The 21,561-nt window shown below is 59.4% G+C and carries 19 protein-coding genes; 12 read left to right on the top strand and 7 right to left on the bottom strand.

Annotated features, from left to right (window positions below):
• On the bottom strand, positions 1–1,920 hold the full coding sequence (locus AC0L2H_RS16630; protein WP_473591245.1) for a D-apionate lactonase family protein: 1,920 nt from the start codon (positions 1,918–1,920) through the stop codon (positions 1–3).
• Between the two features lie 276 nt (positions 1,921–2,196).
• Between AC0L2H_RS16630 and AC0L2H_RS16625 the strand changes: the two genes are divergently transcribed.
• From AC0L2H_RS16625 to AC0L2H_RS16605, 5 genes are all read left to right on the top strand, one after another.
• Positions 2,197–3,294 carry an alanine racemase gene (locus AC0L2H_RS16625; protein ID WP_473591244.1) on the top strand — a complete coding sequence of 366 codons (1,098 nt, stop codon included), beginning with the start codon at positions 2,197–2,199 and terminating at the stop codon, positions 3,292–3,294.
• Positions 3,291–3,713, top strand: a complete 423-nt coding sequence (locus AC0L2H_RS16620) for a RidA family protein (protein ID WP_473591243.1) — start codon at positions 3,291–3,293, stop codon at positions 3,711–3,713. Before AC0L2H_RS16625 ends, AC0L2H_RS16620 begins: the two co-directional genes overlap by 4 nt.
• The gene (locus tag AC0L2H_RS16615) at positions 3,710–4,495 is read left to right on the top strand and encodes a PhzF family phenazine biosynthesis protein (RefSeq protein WP_473591242.1); all 786 of its coding nucleotides are present in this window, start codon (positions 3,710–3,712) and stop codon (positions 4,493–4,495) included. The genes AC0L2H_RS16620 and AC0L2H_RS16615 overlap by 4 nt, the downstream gene beginning before the upstream one ends.
• On the top strand, positions 4,495–5,427 hold the full coding sequence (locus AC0L2H_RS16610; RefSeq protein WP_473591241.1) for an aldose 1-epimerase: 933 nt from the start codon (positions 4,495–4,497) through the stop codon (positions 5,425–5,427). The genes AC0L2H_RS16615 and AC0L2H_RS16610 overlap by 1 nt, the downstream gene beginning before the upstream one ends.
• A gap of 88 nt (positions 5,428–5,515) precedes the next feature.
• Positions 5,516–6,328: an FCD domain-containing protein gene (locus AC0L2H_RS16605; RefSeq protein WP_473591240.1), complete on the top strand. Its 813-nt coding sequence runs from the start codon at positions 5,516–5,518 to the stop codon at positions 6,326–6,328.
• On the opposite strand, the gene AC0L2H_RS16600 is transcribed toward AC0L2H_RS16605, so the two are convergent.
• The 5 genes from AC0L2H_RS16600 to AC0L2H_RS16580 all read right to left on the bottom strand — a co-directional run bounded on the left by AC0L2H_RS16600 (position 6,329) and on the right by AC0L2H_RS16580 (position 13,010).
• Positions 6,329–7,096 carry an SDR family NAD(P)-dependent oxidoreductase gene (locus AC0L2H_RS16600; protein ID WP_473591239.1) on the bottom strand — a complete coding sequence of 256 codons (768 nt, stop codon included), beginning with the start codon at positions 7,094–7,096 and terminating at the stop codon, positions 6,329–6,331.
• 78 nt (positions 7,097–7,174) lie between these two features.
• The gene (locus AC0L2H_RS16595; protein ID WP_473591238.1) at positions 7,175–8,191 is read right to left on the bottom strand and encodes a substrate-binding domain-containing protein; all 1,017 of its coding nucleotides are present in this window, start codon (positions 8,189–8,191) and stop codon (positions 7,175–7,177) included.
• Between the two features lie 66 nt (positions 8,192–8,257).
• Complete coding sequence (locus AC0L2H_RS16590; RefSeq protein WP_473591237.1) at positions 8,258–9,277, bottom strand: ABC transporter permease; 1,020 nt, start codon at positions 9,275–9,277, stop codon at positions 8,258–8,260.
• The gene (locus AC0L2H_RS16585; RefSeq protein WP_473591236.1) at positions 9,274–10,776 is read right to left on the bottom strand and encodes a sugar ABC transporter ATP-binding protein; all 1,503 of its coding nucleotides are present in this window, start codon (positions 10,774–10,776) and stop codon (positions 9,274–9,276) included. Before AC0L2H_RS16585 ends, AC0L2H_RS16590 begins: the two co-directional genes overlap by 4 nt.
• A 941-nt stretch (positions 10,777–11,717) precedes the next feature.
• Positions 11,718–13,010: an ABC transporter substrate-binding protein gene (locus AC0L2H_RS16580; protein ID WP_473591235.1), complete on the bottom strand. Its 1,293-nt coding sequence runs from the start codon at positions 13,008–13,010 to the stop codon at positions 11,718–11,720.
• 250 nt (positions 13,011–13,260) lie between these two features.
• On the opposite strand from AC0L2H_RS16580, the gene AC0L2H_RS16575 reads away from it, so the two are divergent.
• Positions 13,261–14,079 (top strand): FadR/GntR family transcriptional regulator, encoded by an 819-nt coding sequence (locus AC0L2H_RS16575; RefSeq protein WP_473591234.1) that lies wholly within the window; start codon positions 13,261–13,263, stop codon positions 14,077–14,079.
• A gap of 20 nt (positions 14,080–14,099) precedes the next feature.
• On the opposite strand, the gene AC0L2H_RS16570 is transcribed toward AC0L2H_RS16575, so the two are convergent.
• A complete protein-coding gene (locus AC0L2H_RS16570; protein ID WP_473591233.1) occupies positions 14,100–15,434 on the bottom strand; it encodes a hypothetical protein in 1,335 nt (444 codons plus the stop codon).
• Between the two features lie 210 nt (positions 15,435–15,644).
• Here AC0L2H_RS16570 and AC0L2H_RS16565 point away from each other — a divergent pair, with 210 nt between their 5' ends.
• The 6 genes from AC0L2H_RS16565 to AC0L2H_RS16540 all read left to right on the top strand — a co-directional run bounded on the left by AC0L2H_RS16565 (position 15,645) and on the right by AC0L2H_RS16540 (position 21,558).
• Entirely contained in the window at positions 15,645–16,760 is a 1,116-nt protein-coding gene (locus AC0L2H_RS16565) for an ABC transporter ATP-binding protein (RefSeq protein ID WP_473591232.1), read from the top strand.
• Complete coding sequence (locus tag AC0L2H_RS16560; protein ID WP_473591231.1) at positions 16,745–17,581, top strand: amidohydrolase family protein; 837 nt, start codon at positions 16,745–16,747, stop codon at positions 17,579–17,581. The genes AC0L2H_RS16565 and AC0L2H_RS16560 overlap by 16 nt, the downstream gene beginning before the upstream one ends.
• 23 nt (positions 17,582–17,604) lie before the next feature.
• Positions 17,605–18,570, top strand: coding sequence for a Gfo/Idh/MocA family protein (locus AC0L2H_RS16555; protein WP_473591230.1), 966 nt, complete (start codon positions 17,605–17,607; stop codon positions 18,568–18,570).
• Complete coding sequence (locus AC0L2H_RS16550; protein WP_473591229.1) at positions 18,567–19,667, top strand: alanine racemase; 1,101 nt, start codon at positions 18,567–18,569, stop codon at positions 19,665–19,667. The genes AC0L2H_RS16555 and AC0L2H_RS16550 overlap by 4 nt, the downstream gene beginning before the upstream one ends.
• A 113-nt stretch (positions 19,668–19,780) precedes the next feature.
• Positions 19,781–20,728 carry a carbohydrate ABC transporter permease gene (locus tag AC0L2H_RS16545; protein WP_473591228.1) on the top strand — a complete coding sequence of 316 codons (948 nt, stop codon included), beginning with the start codon at positions 19,781–19,783 and terminating at the stop codon, positions 20,726–20,728.
• A 2-nt stretch (positions 20,729–20,730) separates the two neighbouring features.
• On the top strand, positions 20,731–21,558 hold the full coding sequence (locus AC0L2H_RS16540; RefSeq protein WP_473591227.1) for a carbohydrate ABC transporter permease: 828 nt from the start codon (positions 20,731–20,733) through the stop codon (positions 21,556–21,558).
• The last annotated feature ends 3 nt before the right edge of the window (positions 21,559–21,561 follow it).

Here is a 21,561-nt window from a genome sequence, read left to right as displayed (position 1 = left end):
TCAACCCTCCAACTGAGCCACGCTGTATGCGGGCAGCGTGATCGTCGAACCATCCGCAGCCACGTCAGCGAAATCGCGCGCACCGCCCGAAAGCAGCGAGACCCTTGCAATCGGCCATCCCGCCACAGTCGCCTTGACTGCATCCCGCGATACGTTGGAGACGATCGCGCGCCGTCGTCCATCGCAGTCGAATGCCGCGACCAACAGCTTCTGTGGCAGGGATGTCGCGGCTTGAAGAACCACACCGCCGCTCATTTCGGCGAAGGCTCGTATGACAGCCGCAGTGGGGATCGCATCGTCGCCGTCGAACAGCCCGAAATCACCCGCCGGCGCGTTGAAGGTGACGGAAGCCGCGCCGCCCTGGGTCGCGCGGGCGAGATAGCCTGCCGCGAAAGCCGCGCCGAACTGCGCGCCATGTCTTGGATCGCGCCGCGCCATGGTCACTCGTTGCATGGCGGGATTGGGCGACGTGCTTTCTCCATAGGGATTGATCGGCATGGCAATGTTGACGGGGCCGATCCGCAAGGGAACTAGCCCGCCGATAGCTCGCGCCGAGGCAATCTGATGGGAAATTGTCTGAAGCGTTTCCATGACCGAGAGGTCGTCCGCGGCATGGTTGATGGAAGCCGTGCCCCATTGCAGCAAATCGATCGTACCCGGCAACGGCCGCCTGCGATTGAGCTCGGTGAAGAACGCGAATGACCCTCCTCCCACCGGCACGCCGGGGAAGGCCGCCCGGCCCGCAGCATAGATAGATGCCAGCGACGGCCCGGCCGGGCGGTCGCTGGACGGCGGGTAGCTCACCAGGTCCTGCGCGGGGGACAGAGACACATGTTGAGGTTTCAGTCCGGCCAACCCTGCCGCTACCGCGACAAGCTCTATCTCATCCGCCACGGGAAGGCCACGCTCGGCAACGATGATCTCAAGCACAATGGGACATGCAGCCTTGCGCTGAAACTGAACGGCGCGGGCCAACTGCCCTGGCAGGTCGCGCCCGTCCGTCGACACCCGCACAGTCAGATGGCGCACGCTAAGCGACCGGACCTGGTGTGCCACCGCCATGGTCGCTTCCATGGCCTGGGGATCCCAGAACAGCCCAATATCCGGAGCCCGCTGGCCGGTGGCGTCGCCAAGCACGACGACAGGCACGACGTTTTTGTCAGCCGAGGCCGGGGCGGCGCCATGTATTGTCAGTTCGACGGCCTGGCGGATCGTCTCACCAGCGGGAATGCTGTAAGGCCAGGGCAGCGACAACGCCCGGAAGTAAGTCTTGTAGGAGGCGTCCATCCAGTTTCTCTGATCTTCCGTCTCCCAGGCTCCGCCTTCCATCCTGCATGTCACGACAACCCCTGGCAGCGGGCTGTGAGACAAGGCCGCCACATCGAAAAAACACTGCAGCGGATCGATCAGCAGGGGAAAATGGGTCCCATCGGCGGTCCCGTCGGAATGGGTTACGGTCACCGGGCATCCAGCCGCCTTTTCGAGTGGATGGAGGATGACGAAGCCTGTACGGCAGGTCAGGAAATCTTCAGCCGACGCGTCTGTCGCGACCTCCATCCGCAGCCCACCGCTCGACCCCATGATGCGGCCGGTCCAGGATATGGACTGCCCATCGCTCCCCGTCCTGCCGCAGGCGCGGTAGGTCAGCACGAAGCGGCCGTCCTCTTTGTCAATCTCAACATCCGAAAGGCCGGGGACGAGGGTTGACCAGTTCCTGTCGCGCACCAGAAAATAGATGCCGCGTATGACCTCGACCCCTGCAAAGCGGATGTCGCGCAGGCCGCCGGCCGAGAAGCAGGCGGACAGCGGCCCTGCTTCGAGCAGAACGAGATCCGCCTCGGCTTGCGCCGTGCCATACATGAGCTTCGGATCGAATTTCATACTCCGCCCGCCGTCGCCTGTCAGATCGATCGCGGGCATTTTGTCCTCCCGGTGCCTCACCGCCAGTGTCCCGACCTCAATCGTGACTTGCGCCGACGATGCGCGGGTGACTCCGGAATTCGCCATACAAACCGCGTCGATCACCACCGATATATCAGGCAACTTATGCCGCCCTCTTCATCTGATTGTCAGTCCAACAAAAAGTCAATAGCTATAATAGGTATTCACTTTATCGCGGAATTGATGCATGCTATCTACCATTGGACAATTGGCTCACCGCTCACGAGCTAGCGTAAGGAAGCATGAGGCGCACGCATGACCGAGGCGATATTCTCGCCGGCTCTTGTCCTTGACCTCGATGCGCTTGACGCCAATGTTGCTACTGCCTTTTCTATGGCGCGCGCCGCTGGCCTCAGCCTGAGGCCCCATGCCAAGTCGCATAAATGCGTTGCCATCGCCCGCCAATTGTCGGAAGCCGGCAGTGTTGGCGCCTGCGTTGCGACCCTTTGGGAGGCAGAGGCGCTCGTCTCGGGCGGGGTCCGCGGCATTCTGGTCACCGCGCCGCAGGGCACAGCCGATCAGTTCGCACGCATTGCTGCCCTGGCGGCGGCGGCGAGCGACATAATGGTCGTCGTGGATGAGCCGTCGACGCTTCCCGCACTTGCCCGCGCGGTCGACTCTCGTGGCGCGACACTGCGGGTTCTCATCGATTGCGATGTCGGACAAGGCCGCACGGGGGTGGCCGATGCACAACAAGCGGTCGCGCTCGCCTCTGCGATTGGAGCCCAAGCGGCGCTCGAATATAAGGGGGTACAGGGTTATTGGGGCCATCTTCAGCAGGTGTCTCGCTTCGAGGAGCGCCGCTCAAGAGTTGACGAGCAGGCTGGCAGGCTTCGCGACATCGTCGAAGGACTTGCTGTGGCGGGACTCCCCCCCGCGATCATCACCGGCGGCGGAACTGGAACGCTAGCGATAGACCTTGAGCTAGGCCTGTTCACCGAGCTTCAACCTGGCTCCTTCCTTTTCCTGGACAGTTGCTACGGGCCACTGCCGATAAAGGCCGACGAAAATCCGTTCCGTCATGCTCTGTATTTATGGGCGCACGTCGTGTCAGCCGTGACGCCGCAGCGCATCATAATCAATGCCGGGCTGAAGGCGTTCGCCACCGACTCCGGTCATCCGGTCGTCGTCGAGGGGGCGCCCGCCGGGACCGTGTACCGTTTTATGGGCGATGAGCACGGGTGTCTCGACGTTCCAGGCGGAGGCAGCCTGCCCGTCGGCGCCAAGGTCGCTCTCTACCCTTCGCATTGCGATCCGACCGTCAATCTATACGACCGGTACCACCTTGTCAGAGACGGCAAACCCTGCGGCAGTTGGCCGATCATAGGGCGCGGCTACGGAGAGAGTCCATGAAGACAGCCTGGCCCGCCCATCCGGAAGTCCCGATCTCGCAGGCAGTGCGTGCCGGGGATTTCATTTTTACCTCCGCCTACGGTCCTTGGACCTTCGATCCGGCCGATGTGGTCTTCGATGCAGAGGGCAGACCTGTCAGCGATGGCAGCGGGCTGGAGAACATGGTTTTCGACGAGCAGGTTCATCGCACATTCGAAGCCCTAAAATCGGCGCTGGCAAGAGCCGGAGCGGGTCTTGACGACGTAGTGGACTGCCAGTGCTGGCTATCGGACCCACGCGACTTCGCCGCCTTCAATGCGGTCTACAAAACCTATTTCCTCGCCGATCCTCCCACGCGCTCGGTCTTTCCCGCAAACTTCATGTTCTGCTGCAAGGTGGAAATGAAAGTGATTGCCTACAGACCGGGAGCGACGACGTGAAAAACGGCCTGTTCCGCATCATCACCTTTGCCAGCGATGTCCAACATGGCAACCCGGCATGGGTCCTTGTGCCGGACAGCGATGTGCCGCCAGAGGACGGTGCCTCGATCTCCCGCAGCCATGACGGCGAAATGGTGACGGTTCTTCGGCCGGGCGACAACGGCGAGCACGCGATTTCCTTCTACCTTCCTGACGGCCCTCATCCGGGGGCGGGTCATGGCGTGCACGCGGCAGCCCATCACGCGCTTGCGGCCGATGGAACCGCCATGTTTCGCCGGCCCGACGGCTCCCTTTTGCCGATCCGACGTACTGGAGCTCGCGTGGCCGCCGACTGGCCAGTACTCGGATACACCAGCACGGAGCGCGGTGCCGATCTGAGTCGGGCGCTAATGGCAAAACCGCTCGAAACCTACGTCGCCGATTTTGGCTACGTCGCTGTCTTCGGTGACGAGGTGGATGTCGCAAAGCTGTCGCCCGATCTCAGGCTCGTCTCCGACCTTGACCGTGGAGCGCTCATCTGCACGGCCCCGGGAACTGGAAGCGACATCGTTATCCGTGTCTTCGCCCCAAAACTCAACCTTCCGGAAGACCCGGTATGTGGGACCGCGCACCGGATCATCGTTCCGTTTTGGGTGGGGCGGCTGGGAAAGACGCAGGTACATTCCAAGCATCTGTCTTCTCGGGGCGGCGATCTTCATTGCGAACTGGCCGACGGCATCGTCACCATAGCCGGCGACGCGGTCACCGTCGTCGAGGAGAGCCTGCAGGTGGGAAGGGTCTGATGCCACCGATCCGCAAGCACCGAACCGGCCCTCTCGTGACGCTCGACCATGGCGATTGGCACCTTGTGCTGGCCCCGGAATTTGGCGGCAGGATCGTTAGCCTGCGCCACAGCACCCGCGACGTCATGCGACCGGCCAATTCGATTGCCATGGAACAGGCGCTTCCCTATGGCTTTGCCGGTTTTCCATTGGTCCCGCTCAGCGGGCCGAGTTTCGGCAAGGGCTTTTTTTGGGGGGATCGTTTCGTTTCCTTAGCGCGCAATGTGGCGGAGGAACCGACCTATACCCATGGCGATGGCTGGGTTCATGGCTGGGACACGATCGCGGCGAATGAGAACGAGATCCAGCTCCAACACCGACACTTGCCTCATGAGGGCGAATGGCCGTGGCGATATCGTGCCGAGCTTGGGTACAGGCTCACCGGCAGTGGGCTGCAAATCTCGCTGGCAATCGAGAATGCCGATAGCACGCCGATGCCGGCAGGGTTGGGCTTCCATCCCTACTTCCCTCGACCGCCGGGAACCACCTTGGCCTTTCGTGCTGTCTCCGTGTGGCCGCCGGACGCTCCCGATGCGCTCCACCAACCCCCGGGGTCACTCGGTGCGCTCGACTTCAGTTCAGGTCTCGATATTTGCGAGACAAGGGTGGATCGGTGCTTTGAAGAGTGGGATAGAAGCGCGGAACTGTGCTGGCCCGACGGTACGAAACTGGTCATGACTGCGAGCGAGAGTTTTCCGCGGTTGCAGCTCTATTCGCCCATCGACTACGACTTTGCGTGCGTCGAGCCTGTCAGCAACGCCAATGATGCATTGAACCGCATGGCGGCGGATCCGACTGCTCCTCACGGCATCAAGGTGCTGATGCCGGGCGAGCGTATGGACGGCTGGATATTTCTGGAACTCGACAGGTCGGCACAACAGGGTCAAAGCTGATTGAACTATTGTCATATTGGTTCGAACGGTTATTGATAGCGACGTTGAATCAACAGCTATGAGCCCGTTAATGCAGCCACTACCCCGCTTGTCCATCGGCAAGCGCACACGCGCCGATGACGTGGCCGACCATCTGGCGGCTTTGATCGACAAGAGTGAGTTTCCCATTGGGAGCCAGCTACCGTCTGAAAAGGACCTTGCCGATCGATTCGGCGTGGGCAGACCGGCGGTGCGCCAGGCATTGTTCTACCTTCAGCAGCAAGGACTGGTGAAAATTGCCAGCGGCAAGCGCGCGGAAGTGGCGCGACCCGGCTACGATTTCATGAATGAACAGGCAGCCACGCTCGTTCGCCGCATCGCGTCAACCCCCGACGGTCAGACACACATGGAAGAGGCGAGGTTGCTCTTCGAGCCAGGCATTTCCCTGCAAGCGGCGATGCGGGCGACGCCACACCAGATATCGGCCCTGAAGGACAAGCTTGAGGCAAACATAGCAGCAGCGGGCAAGCCGTCGGAATTCGTTCGCACCGACGTGGCCTTCCACTACGAGATCACCCTGATCACCGAAAATCCGGTGTTCATCGCCCTTCACGACATCATGCAGGAATGGTTGGTCGACCAGCGCACCAACACGATTCACATGCAGGGCGCGGATGAATTGTCGATCCGCGATCACACCGCTATTTTCGAGGCCATTGCGGCGAAGGAACCAATGCGCGCCTTCCAGGCGATGGCCGCGCATCTGAAATTGATCTCGGCGCTCTACCACGAAGCGAAAAAGATATCCGATACCGTTTTCCGGAAGATGGTCACCGAAGTGACCAATCGGGTGGAAGCCGAAATGAACCAGATGTGGGCACAGGGTAACTCATCCAAGGATACTGACCTTGGACCGAAGTGATCAGATCTCCGCGTTGACGATAAAGCCTGCGTCGACCAGCAGAGCCGCGGATGTGATGTAGCTCGCCTCGTCCGACAGAAGAAAGGCAATCGCTGCTGCAAGCTCTTCCGGCTTGCCGACGCGATGGAGTGCGATCCGGTCGTTATAGAATTTCATGGCCTCAGCGTTGTGGAACAGGGAGGCGCTCATTGGCGTCGAGACAGCGCCAGGCTCCACCACGTTGACGCGAATTGCGTGCTCACCAAGCACGGCGCCGAGCGCCTTGCCCAGCATCGAGATGGCGCTCTTGGTGCCGCAGTAGGCCACCTGCCCAGGTGCGGCGACGTGAGCCGAAATGGAACTGACAAGTACGATGGCGCCGCCACGACCCTGTGACCGCATGACTTTTGCACCTTCGGTGCAAACGACCCATGCACCACGCACATTCGTTTCGAAGAGCTCGTCGAAATTCTCGAATGTCGTACGATCCCACGGCAAGTCGGGATTGATCGCCGCGTTCGAAACGATGTAGTCAAGCCGCCCAGCGCGATCCCTCATGTCGGACACCATGGCTTTGACCGCATGTGGATCACGCATGTCGGCAGGGAGCATCACGGCTTTTCCATTGGCCGCAGCGATCATGTCGAGCGTCTCGTCCGCAGACGTTCCGGGCAGATGGTTTACGCCGACCGTTGCGCCTTCGACCGCCAGTCGCACGGCGGTCGCCTGTCCGATGCCTGTGGCTGCTCCAGTCACGAGAGCTGCCTTTCCCTCAAAACGCGCCGCCATTTCCGCTTATCCTCCCCTTAAGACTCAGGGCCCGGCGGTCGACCGCCGGGCCACGTCGTTTCCTATTGCGGTCAGCGGCTACTTCCCGACGATCTGGTCGACATTCTCCGAAGTAACGAAGATAAGCCCCGAATCCGCTGAGGACGGCAGCGGATTGCCAGTCTTGGGGTCGAGCCCGAAAGTCCGGATCATGTCGTTGTGATAGGCGTACAGCATGACCACGGCAAAGAAGTTCATGGTCTCGTACTTCTCCATGGAAATCGCCTTGACCGTCCCGTCCTTGATCGTCTGGAAGAAATCCTTGCCCGCTTCGTTGGCGGTGACAATGAGGTCGGCGCGTCCAGATTCCGCAACGGCGCGCACGATCCCTGGCCCGGCCTCGGAATCGAATCCGACCATGCCAGTCAGGTCCGGATTGCCCTGGATGATAGCGGCAGAGTTCGCCGCCACCTGTTCGACATTGGTGCCGGAGTCCTCGTCTGCAATCACCTTGATTCCGGGGCAGCCTGCTGCGAGGGCATCACGCAGGCCTTGACGGGCCTTGATGAAGTTGTTGGCCGCGAGGATGGAGATGGTCCCAATCTTGCCTTCGGTCCGCCCGGCTTCCTTGTGAAACCGGCACTGGTTTTCACCGTGTTTGTAACCCATCTGATACCAGTCGGTGCCGACATAAGTGAGACGCTTCGACATAGGCAAGTCGCCGTCGGTGACAATGGTCGGCACACCCTGGTCGACACATTTGTCGACTTCCGAGGCCAGCGCATCATCCCAGCCGCCCACGACGATCATGCCGGCCGGCTTCTTTGTGCATTCAGCTTCGACGGTGGCTATGAAGGCGACAAGGTCCACGGACGTCGGGCCGGCTACCCGCACTTTCACGTTCAATGCCTTCGCCGCCGCTTGCAGACCCGGATAGACCTTCTCGACGAAGATCGGCAGGTTGGACGCGTTGGAGATCCAGACATATTCCTGGCTAGAGCGGTCTGGCGAGCCGAAGGGCTTGTCGAGACCGGTTTCACCGCCGGCCCAAGCCGGTACGGCCAGCGCGATGACGGTGGCCGTGGTAACTGATGCTATGGTTGTTGCGATATCCATGGTTCGACCCTCTCTTTTGGTTGACTTATCAGGTTCCATTCAGCTGTTCTCGTTCCTAGTCTCTCGTTATGCCCGCGCGTTGCCGCGGGCGAACTGGTCCAGCCCCACGCTGAGGAGCAGGACCACACCCACGAAGACGAGTTGGTAGAGCGGGTTGATGCCGGCGATGATCATCGCATTCTGCAGGAGCGCCATGAACAGAACGCCCAAAAAAGCGCCGAACACGGTGCCGGAACCTCCGGCAAGACTTGCGCCGCCCAGAACTGTTGCGGTGATGACCTTGAGTTCGATGCCGTTGCCGGCCATGACCACGGCCGTATTAAGCCGCGAGGCCAGAAGCGCACCGGCGAGCCCTGCCAGAAAACCCATGATCATAAAGAAGATGAACTGGGTTCGCTCGACATTGATGCCTGATAGCTGAGCTGCACGGGCATTGCCGCCGATATAGTAGGCCTGCCGGAAAAAGCGTGTCCGGGCGACCAGGACAGCCATGATGACGACGATCACGGCCATGATCCAGAAAGGCGAATAGACCCCGAGGATCTTTGTCTGACCCAGCGCGTTGTAGCCGTTGCCGATGTTTGTCACCCCCGAGGGGGAAACAAGCTGAAGGATGCCCCGAAAAATAGAGAGCGTTGCCAGTGTCGCAATCAGCGCGTTGATCCGGAATCGGGTGACGAGGACGCCGTTGAGCACACCGAGCGCCGTGCCGAACAGGCACCCGATCATGAAGGCTGCAGCGGGAGGAAACCCCCAGAACTTTGCCGCCATGGCTGCAACGATGCCGGAGAAGGCCAGATTGCCGCCAATCGAGAGGTCGAAGGCACCCGAGATCATCAGCAGCATCATACCGCAAGCCAAGATCGCAGTCTGGGAAGTGTCGAGCAGGACGACGGCGAAGTTGTTTGGATTCAGAAATGTCGCAGGCTCGAATACCGCCATGACCGCAAGAAGAATGGCAATCATCAGCGCGAGCAGCTTTGGACGATCGGTCGCCATGAGATAAACCAGCTTTTTCAGCTGGGTCTGCGCGGATGCACGACTCGCCTTCGCGGGATCGAGGCTCTTTGGGATTTCGGTCGTCATGCAGTTGCAGCCCTGGTCTTAGGAGAAATCGGAGAGGCAAGTTCGAGAATGGTGTGTTCGGTGGCTTCGGCACCGTCCATTTCAGCCACGCTGCAACCGTCCGCCATCACAACAACGCGATGGGCGAGCGCCAGCACTTCCGGCAGATCGGACGAGACGACGAGGATCGCCATGCCGCGCTCGGCAAGACTGCGCAAGATTCGATAGATATCGGCCTTGGAACCCACATCCACCCCGCGCGTCGGCTCATCGACGATGAGGATGCGCGGGCTACGGACTAGCCACTTTGCGAGCAGCACCTTTTGCTGGTTGCCGCCAGACAGATTCATGACCGCCCGATCGACGTCTGGCGTGGCGACGCGCAGCTCGGCAACGCGCTGCTTGCTCTCCGCCCTAATGGCGGCTCCGTCCAGAAAGCCCCATTTCGCAAAAGCCGCAAGGTTTGCGGCCGCGATGTTGCCCCATATGGGAAAGTCCAGAAAGAGGCCGCCTTCCTTGCGGTCCTCTGGCGCCATGGAGATGCCGACCTTCATCGCGGCCATGGGGCTTTTGGGATGGAAGTCCGCACCGTCGACCTTTAGGGTGCCTCCAGTAATCTCTCGAACACCGAAGATTGCTTCACACGTTTCGGTACGACCGGCACCGAGCAGGCCCGCCAAGCAAACCATCTCGCCATAACGCAGTGCGAAGGTGACATCGACCACCGAGGGCGCGGCCTTGAGGTTTCTGAGTTCGAGTGCGACCGGAGCGTCGGGGGGGACGCGTCGGGTCTCCGGTTCGAAGCTCAGTTCGCGCCCTACCATTAAAGCGATCAGTTCGCCTGATGAGACCTCCGATGTCTTTCTCGTCCCGGCCAGCTTGCCATCTTTGAGAACGGTCAGCCGGTCCGACAGTTCGAAGATCTCGTTCATGCGGTGCGACACATAGATGATGGCGATATCCTGGGCTGCGAGTTGCCGCAGCACCTCGAACAGCTGGCGACTTTCCTTGATCGTGAGCGAGGAGGTCGGCTCGTCGAGGATGATCACCTTCAAATCGTGTGAGAGGCCCTTGGCGATCTCTACCATCTGCTGCTGGCCGGGCGACAGCGTCTCCACGCGAGCCCTTGGATCTATATCGACACCTAGATGGTCGAGGATTCGCCGAGCCTCTTTCTCCATCTGGCCACGCCTGATGTAGCCTATGGCGTTGGCCGGCTGCCGCCCGGCAAAGATGTTCTCGGCGACAGACAAGACACCCACCAGGGACCGCTCCTGAAAGACCATTGCGACGCCCGCCTCCGCCGATGCGCGCTCATCTCCCCCTAGCAGGGAGACGCCATCAAGCAGGATGTCGCCTGAATCAGGCTGATAGACGCCCGCAACCATCTGCACGAGGGTGGATTTCCCGGCCCCGTTCTCACCCATCAGCGCGTGGATTTCGCCGGGCCAGACGTCGAACGAAATACCGTCGTTTGCGCGCACCCCGGGGAAGGACTTGACCAGATTGCGCAGGGACAAGCGGGGAACGTTTCCACCCTTATCATGCATGCGATGCATTCCTTTTCCGCCACGGGCCGTCCCAGTAGTCATAGGTCAAACCTTCGGTAAAAAGATTCAAAGTGTCAATAGGTATTTTACCTATTGACCCATATCCTCATTCGACGCACTTGGGGCGCCGGAGCCAGGATACGCCGGCGTGGAGTGAGCCGAATGGGATGTCGCCAGCCCGCGCTGCGTCACGTGAGGGCCGATCGGGCAATTGATACGCTATCGGTATTGGAGCGCTAGATTGGGTCGATTACGACATCCGAGCGGGACGCTAACGGCAGCGGGCTTGACAGATGGAACAACACACCGAACGGCGTGGTGTGGCCAATGACCGGGTATTCCATCGCTTTGTCGATCACTCGCTTGTGGCCCTTGAACGGTCATGCCGGCAGCTTTTGCTCATCAGTCAGCAGAAGTGTCTACGGGCCACAGCGCACTCTACGTCCAGGCTGCGGAGTGGAAGGTATTCGCCGCCCTGCTCCTCCATGATTGTCCGATAGCAGCGCAAAATTGACAGATCGGCGGCGGCCGGCACAAGTTACCGCGCATATGTTCTCCGCATTCATAGTAGTGAGGGACCAAACATGCTGATTGCGATAGTCGACTTCAACGTCGCACCTGACAAAAGGGCGACCGCGCTCGCCACGCTTCTTGAGGAAGCCTCTTCCGTCCGATCCATGACCGGCAGCGAGTGACCGTCAGCAGTGCGGCTGGTTTGGCGCGTTGTCGGATCGAAAAGGAGAGATAATCTCAAGCGCTATCGCAGTTTTGCTCGCAATAGCTGCACGCGAAAGTCATGCTGCTCTCGTTTTCGTTCAACTATGTGATCTCCGCCTAGCCAATAGAGGCGTCCATTTGACGTTACGTCGATTTGTGCGTGGGGCGGGGAGTGCGCCCCACGCACATGTCAACTAGCTCTTGAAGCAGTCCTGGTCCAAACGCGCCGCTGCATCTGCCGGCGAAATGAGCCCAGCTGGCAAGGCTGTGTTGACAACTTGAGCGAAGGTATCCTTGCATTGTCCTTGTAGGTTGTCATTGGCGAGACCTACGAAAACGTCGGCATCGGCGTTCACCGCCAGGAGCTCCTCGAAATATTTGGCATATGGACCGGTGACCTTCGCGTCACCGGTGATGGTAGCAGTCTGCAGCAGGATGTTCTGCAGCCAGAGGACGCCCATTTCGGGCTTTGCCATCTCCTGCAAGAACTCTGCGGCGAGCTTCTGGTTCTTGCTGGTTGCGTTGATCGCGAAGCTGGCACCTACCGCCGCCGTCTTGCAGTTTGGACAGACTGCGCCGTCGAGAAGCGGGAACTTCATGAAGCTCATGGGAAAGCCGACGGGCGGGCCACCCTTCTCCGGCGGGTTGGCGATATTGGGTACCATGAAGCTGCCCATCGGAGCCATCAGTGCCCCAGGCTTAACTGAAAAATATGAGAACGTCTCGCCGAGGGTCAGCGTCGTGAAACTGCTCGGAAAGCCTTTCGCATCCGCGACCTGTTTGACGTAGTCGAACACCTTCATCACGCGCGGGTCGGTATAGGAGATTTCGCCCTTGAGCAGCTTGCCGTAGTCCGCCAGACCCAACTGCTTGAGAAGCAGTTCGTGCGTGAAGAACGCACCGGGATACGGGCGATTGCCAACGCCGACAGCCATCGGGGTTATGCCGGCATCGACCGATTTCTTGATTACGCCGAGAAAATCGGTCCCGGAGAATTGCTTGTTTGACGGCACTGTGATGCCGAGCTTTTCCATCAGGGCGGAGTTGTACTCGAGGTCCACCGTATAGACTTCCTGCGGAACGCCATAGGTTTTGCCGTCATGTTTCCAGACATCCCTGGTCCATGGATGAATGACGCTCCAGTCGATCAGGTCGTCAAGCGGGACAATGAACCCGTTGTCAATGTATTCGGTCTGGTCGGGCTCGATGTAGAATGCGTCGGGACCCGTACCAGCGAGCAGCGCCGCCTTCAGGGCGGCATTGAGGTCCGGTTTGTCGTACCAGGTGATCTTAACCGTAACGCCGGGATGCGACTTCTCGAAGTTTCGTGCCGCCAGCTCGCGCCACGCTACCTTCTCGGCGCTGCCAATTTCATGGCTCCAGACCGTCAGTGTCGTCTGGTCTTGAGCCGTGGCGGCGTCGCAAAAGAGGCCGGCCGCGGCGGCCAACGTGATCCCCGCGACACGCCAATCGAAAGACATGCACATGCTGTGTTCCCCTTTTCTGATTGAGTTCCTTGTCAGCATATTATATGATTATTTGACTTGGCAAGCCACAGAATCGGCCGCACAACCGTTACGGTGAAAATCAGCGCAGACAGGCACGTGCGCTTGCACTCGACAGAAGGTACAGAGAGTCTTGTCAGGTCATGACCAGCAAGGGTTGATTCGAGAACCGGAAATGAGGGTCGCGAAATGTCGGCTGTAGCCAGTACGGATTGAAGTGGAGAGCCATGTGGTGAGCAAAACCGGCGAACGTGGAAGGGGTGCGTTGGCAAGGGATCGCCAGCCGCGGGGTGTTTGGCTTGATCCGGTGCAAAAGGGCTTGCACAGGGCGGTTGTTGATGAAATCGGGTTCAGGATCGTCAGCGGACAATTGAAGGCTGGAGAGGTCCTTGTTGAGGCCGATGTTGTTGACCAGATCAGAGTGAGCCGAAGCGGCGTCCGTGAGGCAATCAAAGTTCTGGCTGCGAAGGGAATGATCCGATCGCGCACAAAGATCGGTACGATCATCCAGCCTCGTTCAGAATGGAACATGCTCGATCCGGACGTGCTCACTTGGTGGAGTCAGAGTGGCGACCAGCAAGGTTTCATCCAGGCGGTACACGAAATTCGTTGGCTAATCGAGCCTGGCGCCGCCGCATGGGCTGCCGAACGTGGTTCGAAGGAATCCCACGCGCGGATATCGGCGGCCTTCGATGGCATGGTCGGAAGCGCGGACAATGAAGAAGCCTGGATTGCGACGGATCTGGAATTTCATCTTGCGATTCTTGAGTCTTCCGACAATCCGCTGCTGAGCGCGCTGGGAACGTTGATCGAGACCGCCCTAACTGCGACCTTCAAGATCACAGTGAGCATCTCGATTGAAGCGCCGAATTCACTGCCGCATCATGCCGCGGTGTGTCATGCCATTTTGGCTCGGGACTCCAAGGCGGCCCGCCAGGCAATGGAGCAGGTCCTCGACAATTCGCGGTCGGCCTGGCAGATGGCCTTTGCTCGCGAAGAATCTCGACGAGTGATGGGCAAGTCGAAGCGCCGCGTTGCCGATACGGCATAGGATCGCGCGCTTATCTGCTACTACCTGTGTAGGTAGAGCACCGCATCCCCGTCTGAACGCGACAACAGCCCTACCTTCCCGCCACCGGTGACGGAGGCATCCGGAATTGAAAACCCCGTCGATGGATCGAACCACTCGACGGCAAGTGAGCCGGACACTGTGGTCAGGTCGACCGTGACCCGTTCCTTCGTCTGCAGAAAAACCAGAAATGCAGCATCGGGTCCTGATGGATTGGCCAGGCAGTAGCCGGTCGATGTCAGATGTCCGGACGGCCTCATCTCAGCCAGGTCGACGCGATCTGCAAACTCGCGTGTATATTTCATATTGACGCGCAGCGTTTCCCAATAGGGGTCGAGTTCCACACCATTGCTTTCGTTACGTCCGGGCCAAGGCATGAGATAAGGATCCATGAAGGCGAGGTTGCAGCCGCGCAGGAAGCTTTTCCAGATCCAGGCCCGCTGGCCTGCTTCACCTGCTTTCTGCAGCAACGGGTAGAAGGCCGAGTGATCAGTGTCGTTGATGATCACCTTCTCGCCGGTCGCCGAGGGCGGATCGGTTGGGATTCCATAGCCGTCGGCACCCGACGGAGACATCCAGTCCGCATTGCTCGACATCAGCACACGATTCTCGACGTCGGTAATGTCGGTGATGCCCACGGGGTGCTGATGGGGCAGCCCGGCCTGATGATGCTTGATCAGGTCGACCAGATGAAACTGCCATTCTATCGAATGGCTGCCCGCCTCGTTAGCGATTTCGTACATCACGTTGTCGAGGTCGTTAACCGTATCGACAACCCGCCGGACATACGCCTCGTGGTAAGGCAGCGCTTCGGACATGATCGTCTGTGAGCGAAGACTGCCGCAACTGATGCCGTTGACGTTGTTGTTTCGGTCGAAAGGAAAGCCGGTCGGCCCGTTGCGGGCCGTGAAATGTTCCACGCCGCCGAACAGCATGATCGCAACATAGATATCGCGTTGGGCTGCGGCAGCGACCCGCTCCCTCAACCGGGTAAAGTAGGACTCGTCGAATTTGGTTAGATCGAAACGCGGAAGGCCGTCATTGGCAAGGCCGGGCCCGGTACGTGCCCAGGGAAACGGTGTTCTTCGCCACATGGCTGTCGCATAGACGTCCATGCGCATGGGAGACCGTGGGAAATCCCAATTCCATAGCCGGAAAAAGTTCATCTTGTAGCGATCTTGGAAGTCCAGGAACCTGTCGAAGTCGAAGGGCGGCATGTCGACGTCGTCGCTAGTGAAATCCTTGAAATTAGCCCAATTATGCGAGCCAGCAAGGTAGACGATTTCGCCTTTTGTGTTCTGGAAATATCGTGGATTTCGTTGAGACACAGTCAGCACGTCAAGCTCTCCGACACTGAGTTTCCTTCAAAAGTACATATAATATGCTAAATCGCAAGCAGGCAAGGCACGTCGATGCAGTTCGCTGCCCCTCAGATTTTCTGCGTGTATCACTCAACGGCTCTTGCAAAAGGCATATTATATGCTTAAATGACAGATGTGAATCGACACGGTTCGTGGCGAGGAGCACGCGTGCCCTTGGAGGTGGATTTGGCAGTCGTAACCGTGGACGAACTTGGCAAGCGTTACGACAACAGCTCCATGCCAGCGGTGAAAAACGTCACCTTTGCCGTTGCCGATGGCGAGTTCATGGTTCTGCTGGGTCCGTCGGGTTGCGGCAAATCAACCGTCCTGCGCATGATCGCCGGGCTCGAGCCGATCACGTCGGGCACTGTTTCGATTGACGGGACCGTGGTCAACCAGGTGCCAGCAAAGAACCGCGACATTGCCATGGTGTTCCAGTCCTATGCCCTTTATCCGCATATGCGGGTCTACGACAACATGGCCTTTGGCTTGCGTCGACGAGGGGTCCCGTCGGACGAAATCGTAAAGCGCGTCGACGCTGTCGCGGCCCGCCTGGGGCTTACCGATTATCTGCAGCGCCGCCCGCACGCACTCTCCGGTGGCCAACGTCAACGTGTGGCGCTCGGCCGCGCCATTGTGCGGGACCCCAAGGTGTTCCTGTTCGACGAACCGCTCTCGAACCTCGACGCGGCGTTACGCAACACGACGCGCAACGAGATCATCAAACAGCAACGCGATATCGGCACCACCTCTATCTACGTCACCCATGACCAGATCGAGGCAATGACCATGGGCGACCGCATCTGCATCATGAACCTCGGCGAGGTGGTACAGATCGGCAGACCGCTCGAAGTATATCGACGGCCGATCAACACTTTCGTCGCGCGCTTCCTCGGCGCCCCGCCGATGAACCTCCTCGAAGCCCGCCTTGTGGATGACGGTGGAAAACTGGCGGCCCGCATCGGCAATCAGACGATCCCGCTCGGGACGGCGGAGGCATTGTCGAGCACTGCCGGCCAGGACGGCATAATCCTTGGAATACGGCCGGAAGACATGCACGAGCCGGGTTTTCAGGGCAAGGCAACGGCGGCGCTGCCGGCGCGGGTGCGCGGGCTTGAGCCGCTGGGCGCCGAGACGCTGGCGGTGCTTGAAATCGAGGGTGCGAAGGGCGAGGTGACTGCCAGATTCGGGCGCGATACCGCGCTACAACTCGACGAGCGGATCGATGTTGTCGTCGATCTTTCCGAACTGCGCCTGTTCGACGCCACAACCACCAAGGCGATCGAATGGCAAGCAAACTGATTGGCGGCGTGGATTGTCACGTCCACGTGATAGATCCCGAGCGCCATCCGCTGCCGCCTGGTGGAGGATATAAGCCAGCGCCGGATGAAGTCGGGACACAGGCCGAACTGCGGCGCACGCTCGATGTCAACGGCATATCTGGCGCCGTGGTCGTTCAGCTCAGCGGATATGGAACCGACAGCGCCTCGATCCTCGATGTTCTGGCATCAGATCCTGGCGCGTATCGCGGCGTGGTGATGGTCGAGCCGACAATCACCGATCGTGAGCTCGAATCCATGGCAGCAGCCGGCGTCGTCGGAGCCCGGTTCAACCTGCCGAGCTATGATCCATTGGCACTGCGCCGTCCCGGCGTTGCCACGCTACTCGAGCGCATCGGTGATCTCGGATGGTTCGCACAAATCTATGCTAGGGACGCGCAGTGGGTTGAGTTGGCTGCGCTGCCGAGGCCAAGCCGCACGCGCATCCTCGTCGACCATTTCGGGCTCGAATCCGTAGCAGGCGGGCTTGCCCAACCCGGCTTCCAGGAGGTGCTTCGGCTCGGCCGCGAGGGCCGAGCGGTCATCAAGCTGTCTTCCGTATTCAGGATCTCTCCGTTGCTCGGCGGCTTTTCGGATGTCGACCCTTACGTCGAGGCCCTGCTGGACGCCTATGGCCTGGACAATTGCCTATGGGGATCAGACTGGCCGTTCGTGGGCGTTTCCTGGAGGCCTTCTTACAAAGATGTGGTCTCGCCCCTGGAACGTTGGCTTCCCGACGGAAACGACCGCCTTCGCGTCATGAAAGACAATCCGGTACGATTGTTCGGGTTCACCGCATGCTGAGGGTGGCTCTCGCCGGCGCTGGCATGATCAGCTGGTTTCACTTGAAGGCCTGGCAGCGCCTCGGCGGTCGTGCCGAAGTCGTTGCCATCTGCGATCCTGATCTCGGGCGCGCGGCGGCCCGGGCACAGGAATTCGGAATCAAGGCGGTTTACCAAGGGGCTGCCGATCTATTCGCGCATGAGGCGTTGGATGCAATTGACATTGCTTCTCCACGCGATGCGCATGCGGGTTGGGTCGAAGCTGCGGTCCGACAAGACATCGCGGTTCTGTGCCAGAAACCGATGACTCCTTCGCTGGCTTCGGCCGAACAGCTCGTTTCCTGTGTCGGTGACAGGGCGCGGTTCATGGTCCACGACAATTGGCGGTTTCGCCCCTGGTACCGCAGGCTCAAGCGCTGGATCGATGATGGTGACCTGGGCGAGGTTTCCATCGGTCGAATGGCGTTGCTGTCTTCGGGGTTCATTCCGGGACCTGCAGGGGTCGCTCCGATGCTCGAACGGCAGCCTTTCATGCGACATGAAGAGCGGCTGCTTTTTGCCGAAATCATGATCCACCACCTCGACACGCTTCGTAGCCTATGCGGTGAGCTAAGGGTATTGTCAGCTCACACGGCTCGGCAGCTCCCAGATGTGCGCGGAGAGACGTCGGGTTCCATTCTGCTCGCCACCGCAAAAGGCGCTACGATTGCGCTCACCGGAAGCGTTGCCGCGCCTGGCTATCCGGCCATGCCTGTGGATCGGCTGGAGTTGATCGGCAGGCGCGCGTCGGCTGTACTGGAGGGCACCGAACTTCGCTTGATGGGCCCCGTCCCGCGAGCGGTACGGTTTGATCAAGCCGAAGGGTACCAGCAAAGTTTTGACGATGCCATCGGGCACTTCGTTGACGGCTTGGAAACTGGTCGCAGATTCGAGACGGATGCTCGGGACAATCTTGAGACGATGCGCCTGGTCGAGGCGGCCTACCTGGTCTCCGAGAGGGTCTGCCAATGACCCTTTCCGGAGAATTTGGAGGCCTGAGTCTAAGCGACCTTGACACACCTGCGCTCGTGGTCGATCTCGACATCCTCCAAGCCAATATTGAACATGTCGCAGTCTCGTGCCTTACCCACGGTGTCGCATGGCGCCCTCACGTAAAATCCCACAAAACGATCGAGATCGCGCGTCTTCAAATCCGACAGGGCGCCATCGGCGTCACCTGTGCCAAGCTTGGCGAGGCCGAGGTGATGGCCGCGGCCAACATCCCCGGGATCCTGATTGCCAATCAGATCGTGGGGCGCCACAAGATCGGCCGGCTAGTTCGTCTCCTTGAAACAGCCGACCCGATCGTCTGTGCCGATAGCGTGTCCAATGTGGATGAGCTGACGACGGCTCTCCAGCACTCCGGTAAACGGCTTCGGGTCGCGATCGAAGTCAATATCGGCATGAACCGCGCAGGAGTCGAACCGGATCGCGTAGTCGAACTTGCGCGCTATATCGCGGCCCAACCGGCACTAATCTTTGCCGGCGTCGTCGGCTGGGAAAGCCAGGCCGTGACGATTGCCGACCCTAGCGCTAAAAAGCTGGCAGTCGCAGGCGCCATAGCCCGGCTTGCGGCAAGCGCCGAAGACTGCCGAAAGGCGGGCCTCGAGCCAGTAATCGTCAGTTGTGGCGGTACCGGAACTTTCCCCCACTGCCTTGAGCAACCCGGGATTACCGAAGTGCAAATTGGCGGCGGTATATTCGGCGACCTGCATTATCGCGATCACTATCATGTCAATTTCCCCTTCGCGCTCAAAGTGATCTCGACTGTGGTGAGTAGGCCAAATCCCATGAGAATCGTCGTCGATGTTGGAAAGAAGGCGATGAGCGGGGACGTCGCGATGCCACAGCCCATCGGCCTCGCGCCGGTGAAGTCGCTTCGGCTCTCTGCCGAACACACGACAATCGAGTTGAATGAGCCAAGCGGGAGCCCTTGCGTTGGCGACCGAGTGGCGTTCGATGTCGGCTATTCGGATACGACGGTCCACCTCCACGAAGAAATTGTCGCAGCGAAGGGTGCGAAGGTCGTCGGCTTTTGGCCAGTCGCCGCACGAGGAAAAATAAAATGACTTCCGCGAAGGAAACCGACCTAAAGCGAGGGCTGGCTATTTAGCATATAATATAATTATTGTGCTTTGAATCTGCTCATGCCAGGGTGCCCTGCAGGTTTTTGGGGGAGTGAATGCCAGAATTTGCTATCAAAGGATCAAACGCGCAGTCGGCGGTGAAGCGCTCGCCGTTTGAATTCCTGCATACCGCGCGTGCGGAGATTACCTTTTTTCTCCTGCCCGCCTTGTTGATGTACGCCGTCTTCACTGCCTATCCCGTGTTCCGCACCTTCTGGAACAGCTTTCATACGATCCGCCCTGGCAACCGGCAGGAGTTCGTCGGTGTCGCGAACTTCGTCGAAATGTTCCACGACGGCAATTTTTGGCACGCTGTCCATAACACGATGATCTGGGCCGGCGTCGCGCCACTCATCGACGTCGCCATTGGCCTCGTGCTCGCGCTTTGTCTCTATGCCGGGGTGCCCTTCGCCCGAGTTTTTCGGGTCGCATGGTTTACACCTGTCCTGATCTCGTACGTCGTGGTCGGCATCCTCTGGATGTGGATCTACAACTACGATTGGGGAATCGTGAACCTTCTTCTGCGTTCAGCCGGGCTCGGAAGTCTGGCGCATTCCTGGTTGGGCGACCCTGATACGGCCCTGTGGGCGCTCATCTTCACCCATGCCTGGAAATGGGCCGGCTTCAATATGGTGATCTGCCTAGCCGGCCTCTACGCATTGCCGCGGGAGGTCCTGGACGCCGCAGAACTAGATAATTGCGGGTGGTTCGGCAAGCTCATTTTCGTCATCATTCCAATGATGCGCCGGACCTTGCTCAATCTTTTTATCCTCGCTTTCATTGGCAAGATGAAGGTCTTCGACCTTGTCTGGATCATGACGAAGGGCGGTCCGCTATGGTCGACAGAGACGGTCTCCACCTACGTCTACAAGCGCGCCTTTGAATGGCGCACCTTTGACCTTGGCTACCCATCCGCGGTGGGTGCTGTCTGGTTCATCATCATCATGATTACGGTAACGCTTCTGACCTGGGCGCTACGGCAGCGCGGCAAGCTGGAGTACTGAGCATGTCGCGATACCCTTTCGTATGGAAGACGCTTCTGCTGACGGTTCTGGCAGCCTACACAGCATTTTCCGCTGGCCCTTTCATCTGGATTGCGACGATGTCGCTACGCACCACGGCCGAGATCAATCTGGACCCGTACGCGCTTCCACAACAGCTGCACTGGGAGAAGTTCGCGGCCGCCTGGAACAGTTCTCACTACGCCACCTACTTCAGCAACAGCGTGACCGTCGTGTGCTCAGCCGTGTTTTTGACGACGGTCATCGGCGCCATGGGCGCCCACGCGCTTGCACGATACCAGTTCAGGGGCAGGACGCTGATCTTCCTGATACTGTTCAGCACGGTGCTGCTGCCGCCTCAGCTTACCATCATCTCGTTGTTTCAAATTCTGATCGACTACGGTCTCATCAACACGCTGACCGGGCTGACTCTCGTCTATGTGTCCCTGCAGCTACCGCTAACCATCTACATCCTGGAGAGCTTCTTCGCACAGATGCCACAGGACCTGTTCGACGCGGCTAAAATGGACGGGTATTCAAACTACGAAATCTTCTGGCGCATAACGGTCCCCGTCGGCATTCCCGCCATCTCGACGACGATCATCCTAAACTTCATCAGCCTATGGAACGAGTTTCTCTACGCGGTCGTGCTGGTGACCGACGATTCCAAACGCACCTTGCCGATGGGAATCCAGCGTTTCTTTAGCGATCAAGGCACCGACATCGGTATGGTCTCCACCGGCTTGATGATCGCGATCCTGCCGGTCATCGTGATCTACGTCTTCTTCTCCGAACAGCTGGTAAAGGGGATGACGGCAGGTGCGATCAAGTAAGAG

The sequence above is a fragment of the Mesorhizobium sp. WSM4871 genome (genome assembly GCF_055811295.1).
Note: the sequence above shows the minus strand (reverse complement) of the source record. Positions and strands in the feature narration are given on the sequence as shown.

What these genes read in the sequence shown, in the direction of transcription:
- AC0L2H_RS16620 (WP_473591243.1), top strand. Translation starts at nt 3,291, where the DNA reads ATGAAGACAGCCTGGCCCGCCCATCCGGAAGTCCCGATCTCGCAGGCA.
- AC0L2H_RS16550 (WP_473591229.1), top strand. Translation starts at nt 18,567, where the DNA reads ATGACCCTTTCCGGAGAATTTGGAGGCCTGAGTCTAAGCGACCTTGAC.
- AC0L2H_RS16555 (WP_473591230.1), top strand. Translation starts at nt 17,605, where the DNA reads ATGATCAGCTGGTTTCACTTGAAGGCCTGGCAGCGCCTCGGCGGTCGT.
- AC0L2H_RS16590 (WP_473591237.1), bottom strand. Translation starts at nt 9,277, where the DNA reads ATGACGACCGAAATCCCAAAGAGCCTCGATCCCGCGAAGGCGAGTCGT.
- AC0L2H_RS16540 (WP_473591227.1), top strand. Translation starts at nt 20,731, where the DNA reads ATGTCGCGATACCCTTTCGTATGGAAGACGCTTCTGCTGACGGTTCTG.
- AC0L2H_RS16610 (WP_473591241.1), top strand. Translation starts at nt 4,495, where the DNA reads ATGCCACCGATCCGCAAGCACCGAACCGGCCCTCTCGTGACGCTCGAC.
- AC0L2H_RS16595 (WP_473591238.1), bottom strand. Translation starts at nt 8,191, where the DNA reads ATGGATATCGCAACAACCATAGCATCAGTTACCACGGCCACCGTCATC.
- AC0L2H_RS16560 (WP_473591231.1), top strand. Translation starts at nt 16,745, where the DNA reads ATGGCAAGCAAACTGATTGGCGGCGTGGATTGTCACGTCCACGTGATA.
- AC0L2H_RS16580 (WP_473591235.1), bottom strand. Translation starts at nt 13,010, where the DNA reads ATGTGCATGTCTTTCGATTGGCGTGTCGCGGGGATCACGTTGGCCGCC.
- AC0L2H_RS16630 (WP_473591245.1), bottom strand. Translation starts at nt 1,920, where the DNA reads ATGCCCGCGATCGATCTGACAGGCGACGGCGGGCGGAGTATGAAATTC.
- AC0L2H_RS16545 (WP_473591228.1), top strand. Translation starts at nt 19,781, where the DNA reads ATGCCAGAATTTGCTATCAAAGGATCAAACGCGCAGTCGGCGGTGAAG.
- AC0L2H_RS16625 (WP_473591244.1), top strand. Translation starts at nt 2,197, where the DNA reads ATGACCGAGGCGATATTCTCGCCGGCTCTTGTCCTTGACCTCGATGCG.
- AC0L2H_RS16600 (WP_473591239.1), bottom strand. Translation starts at nt 7,096, where the DNA reads ATGGCGGCGCGTTTTGAGGGAAAGGCAGCTCTCGTGACTGGAGCAGCC.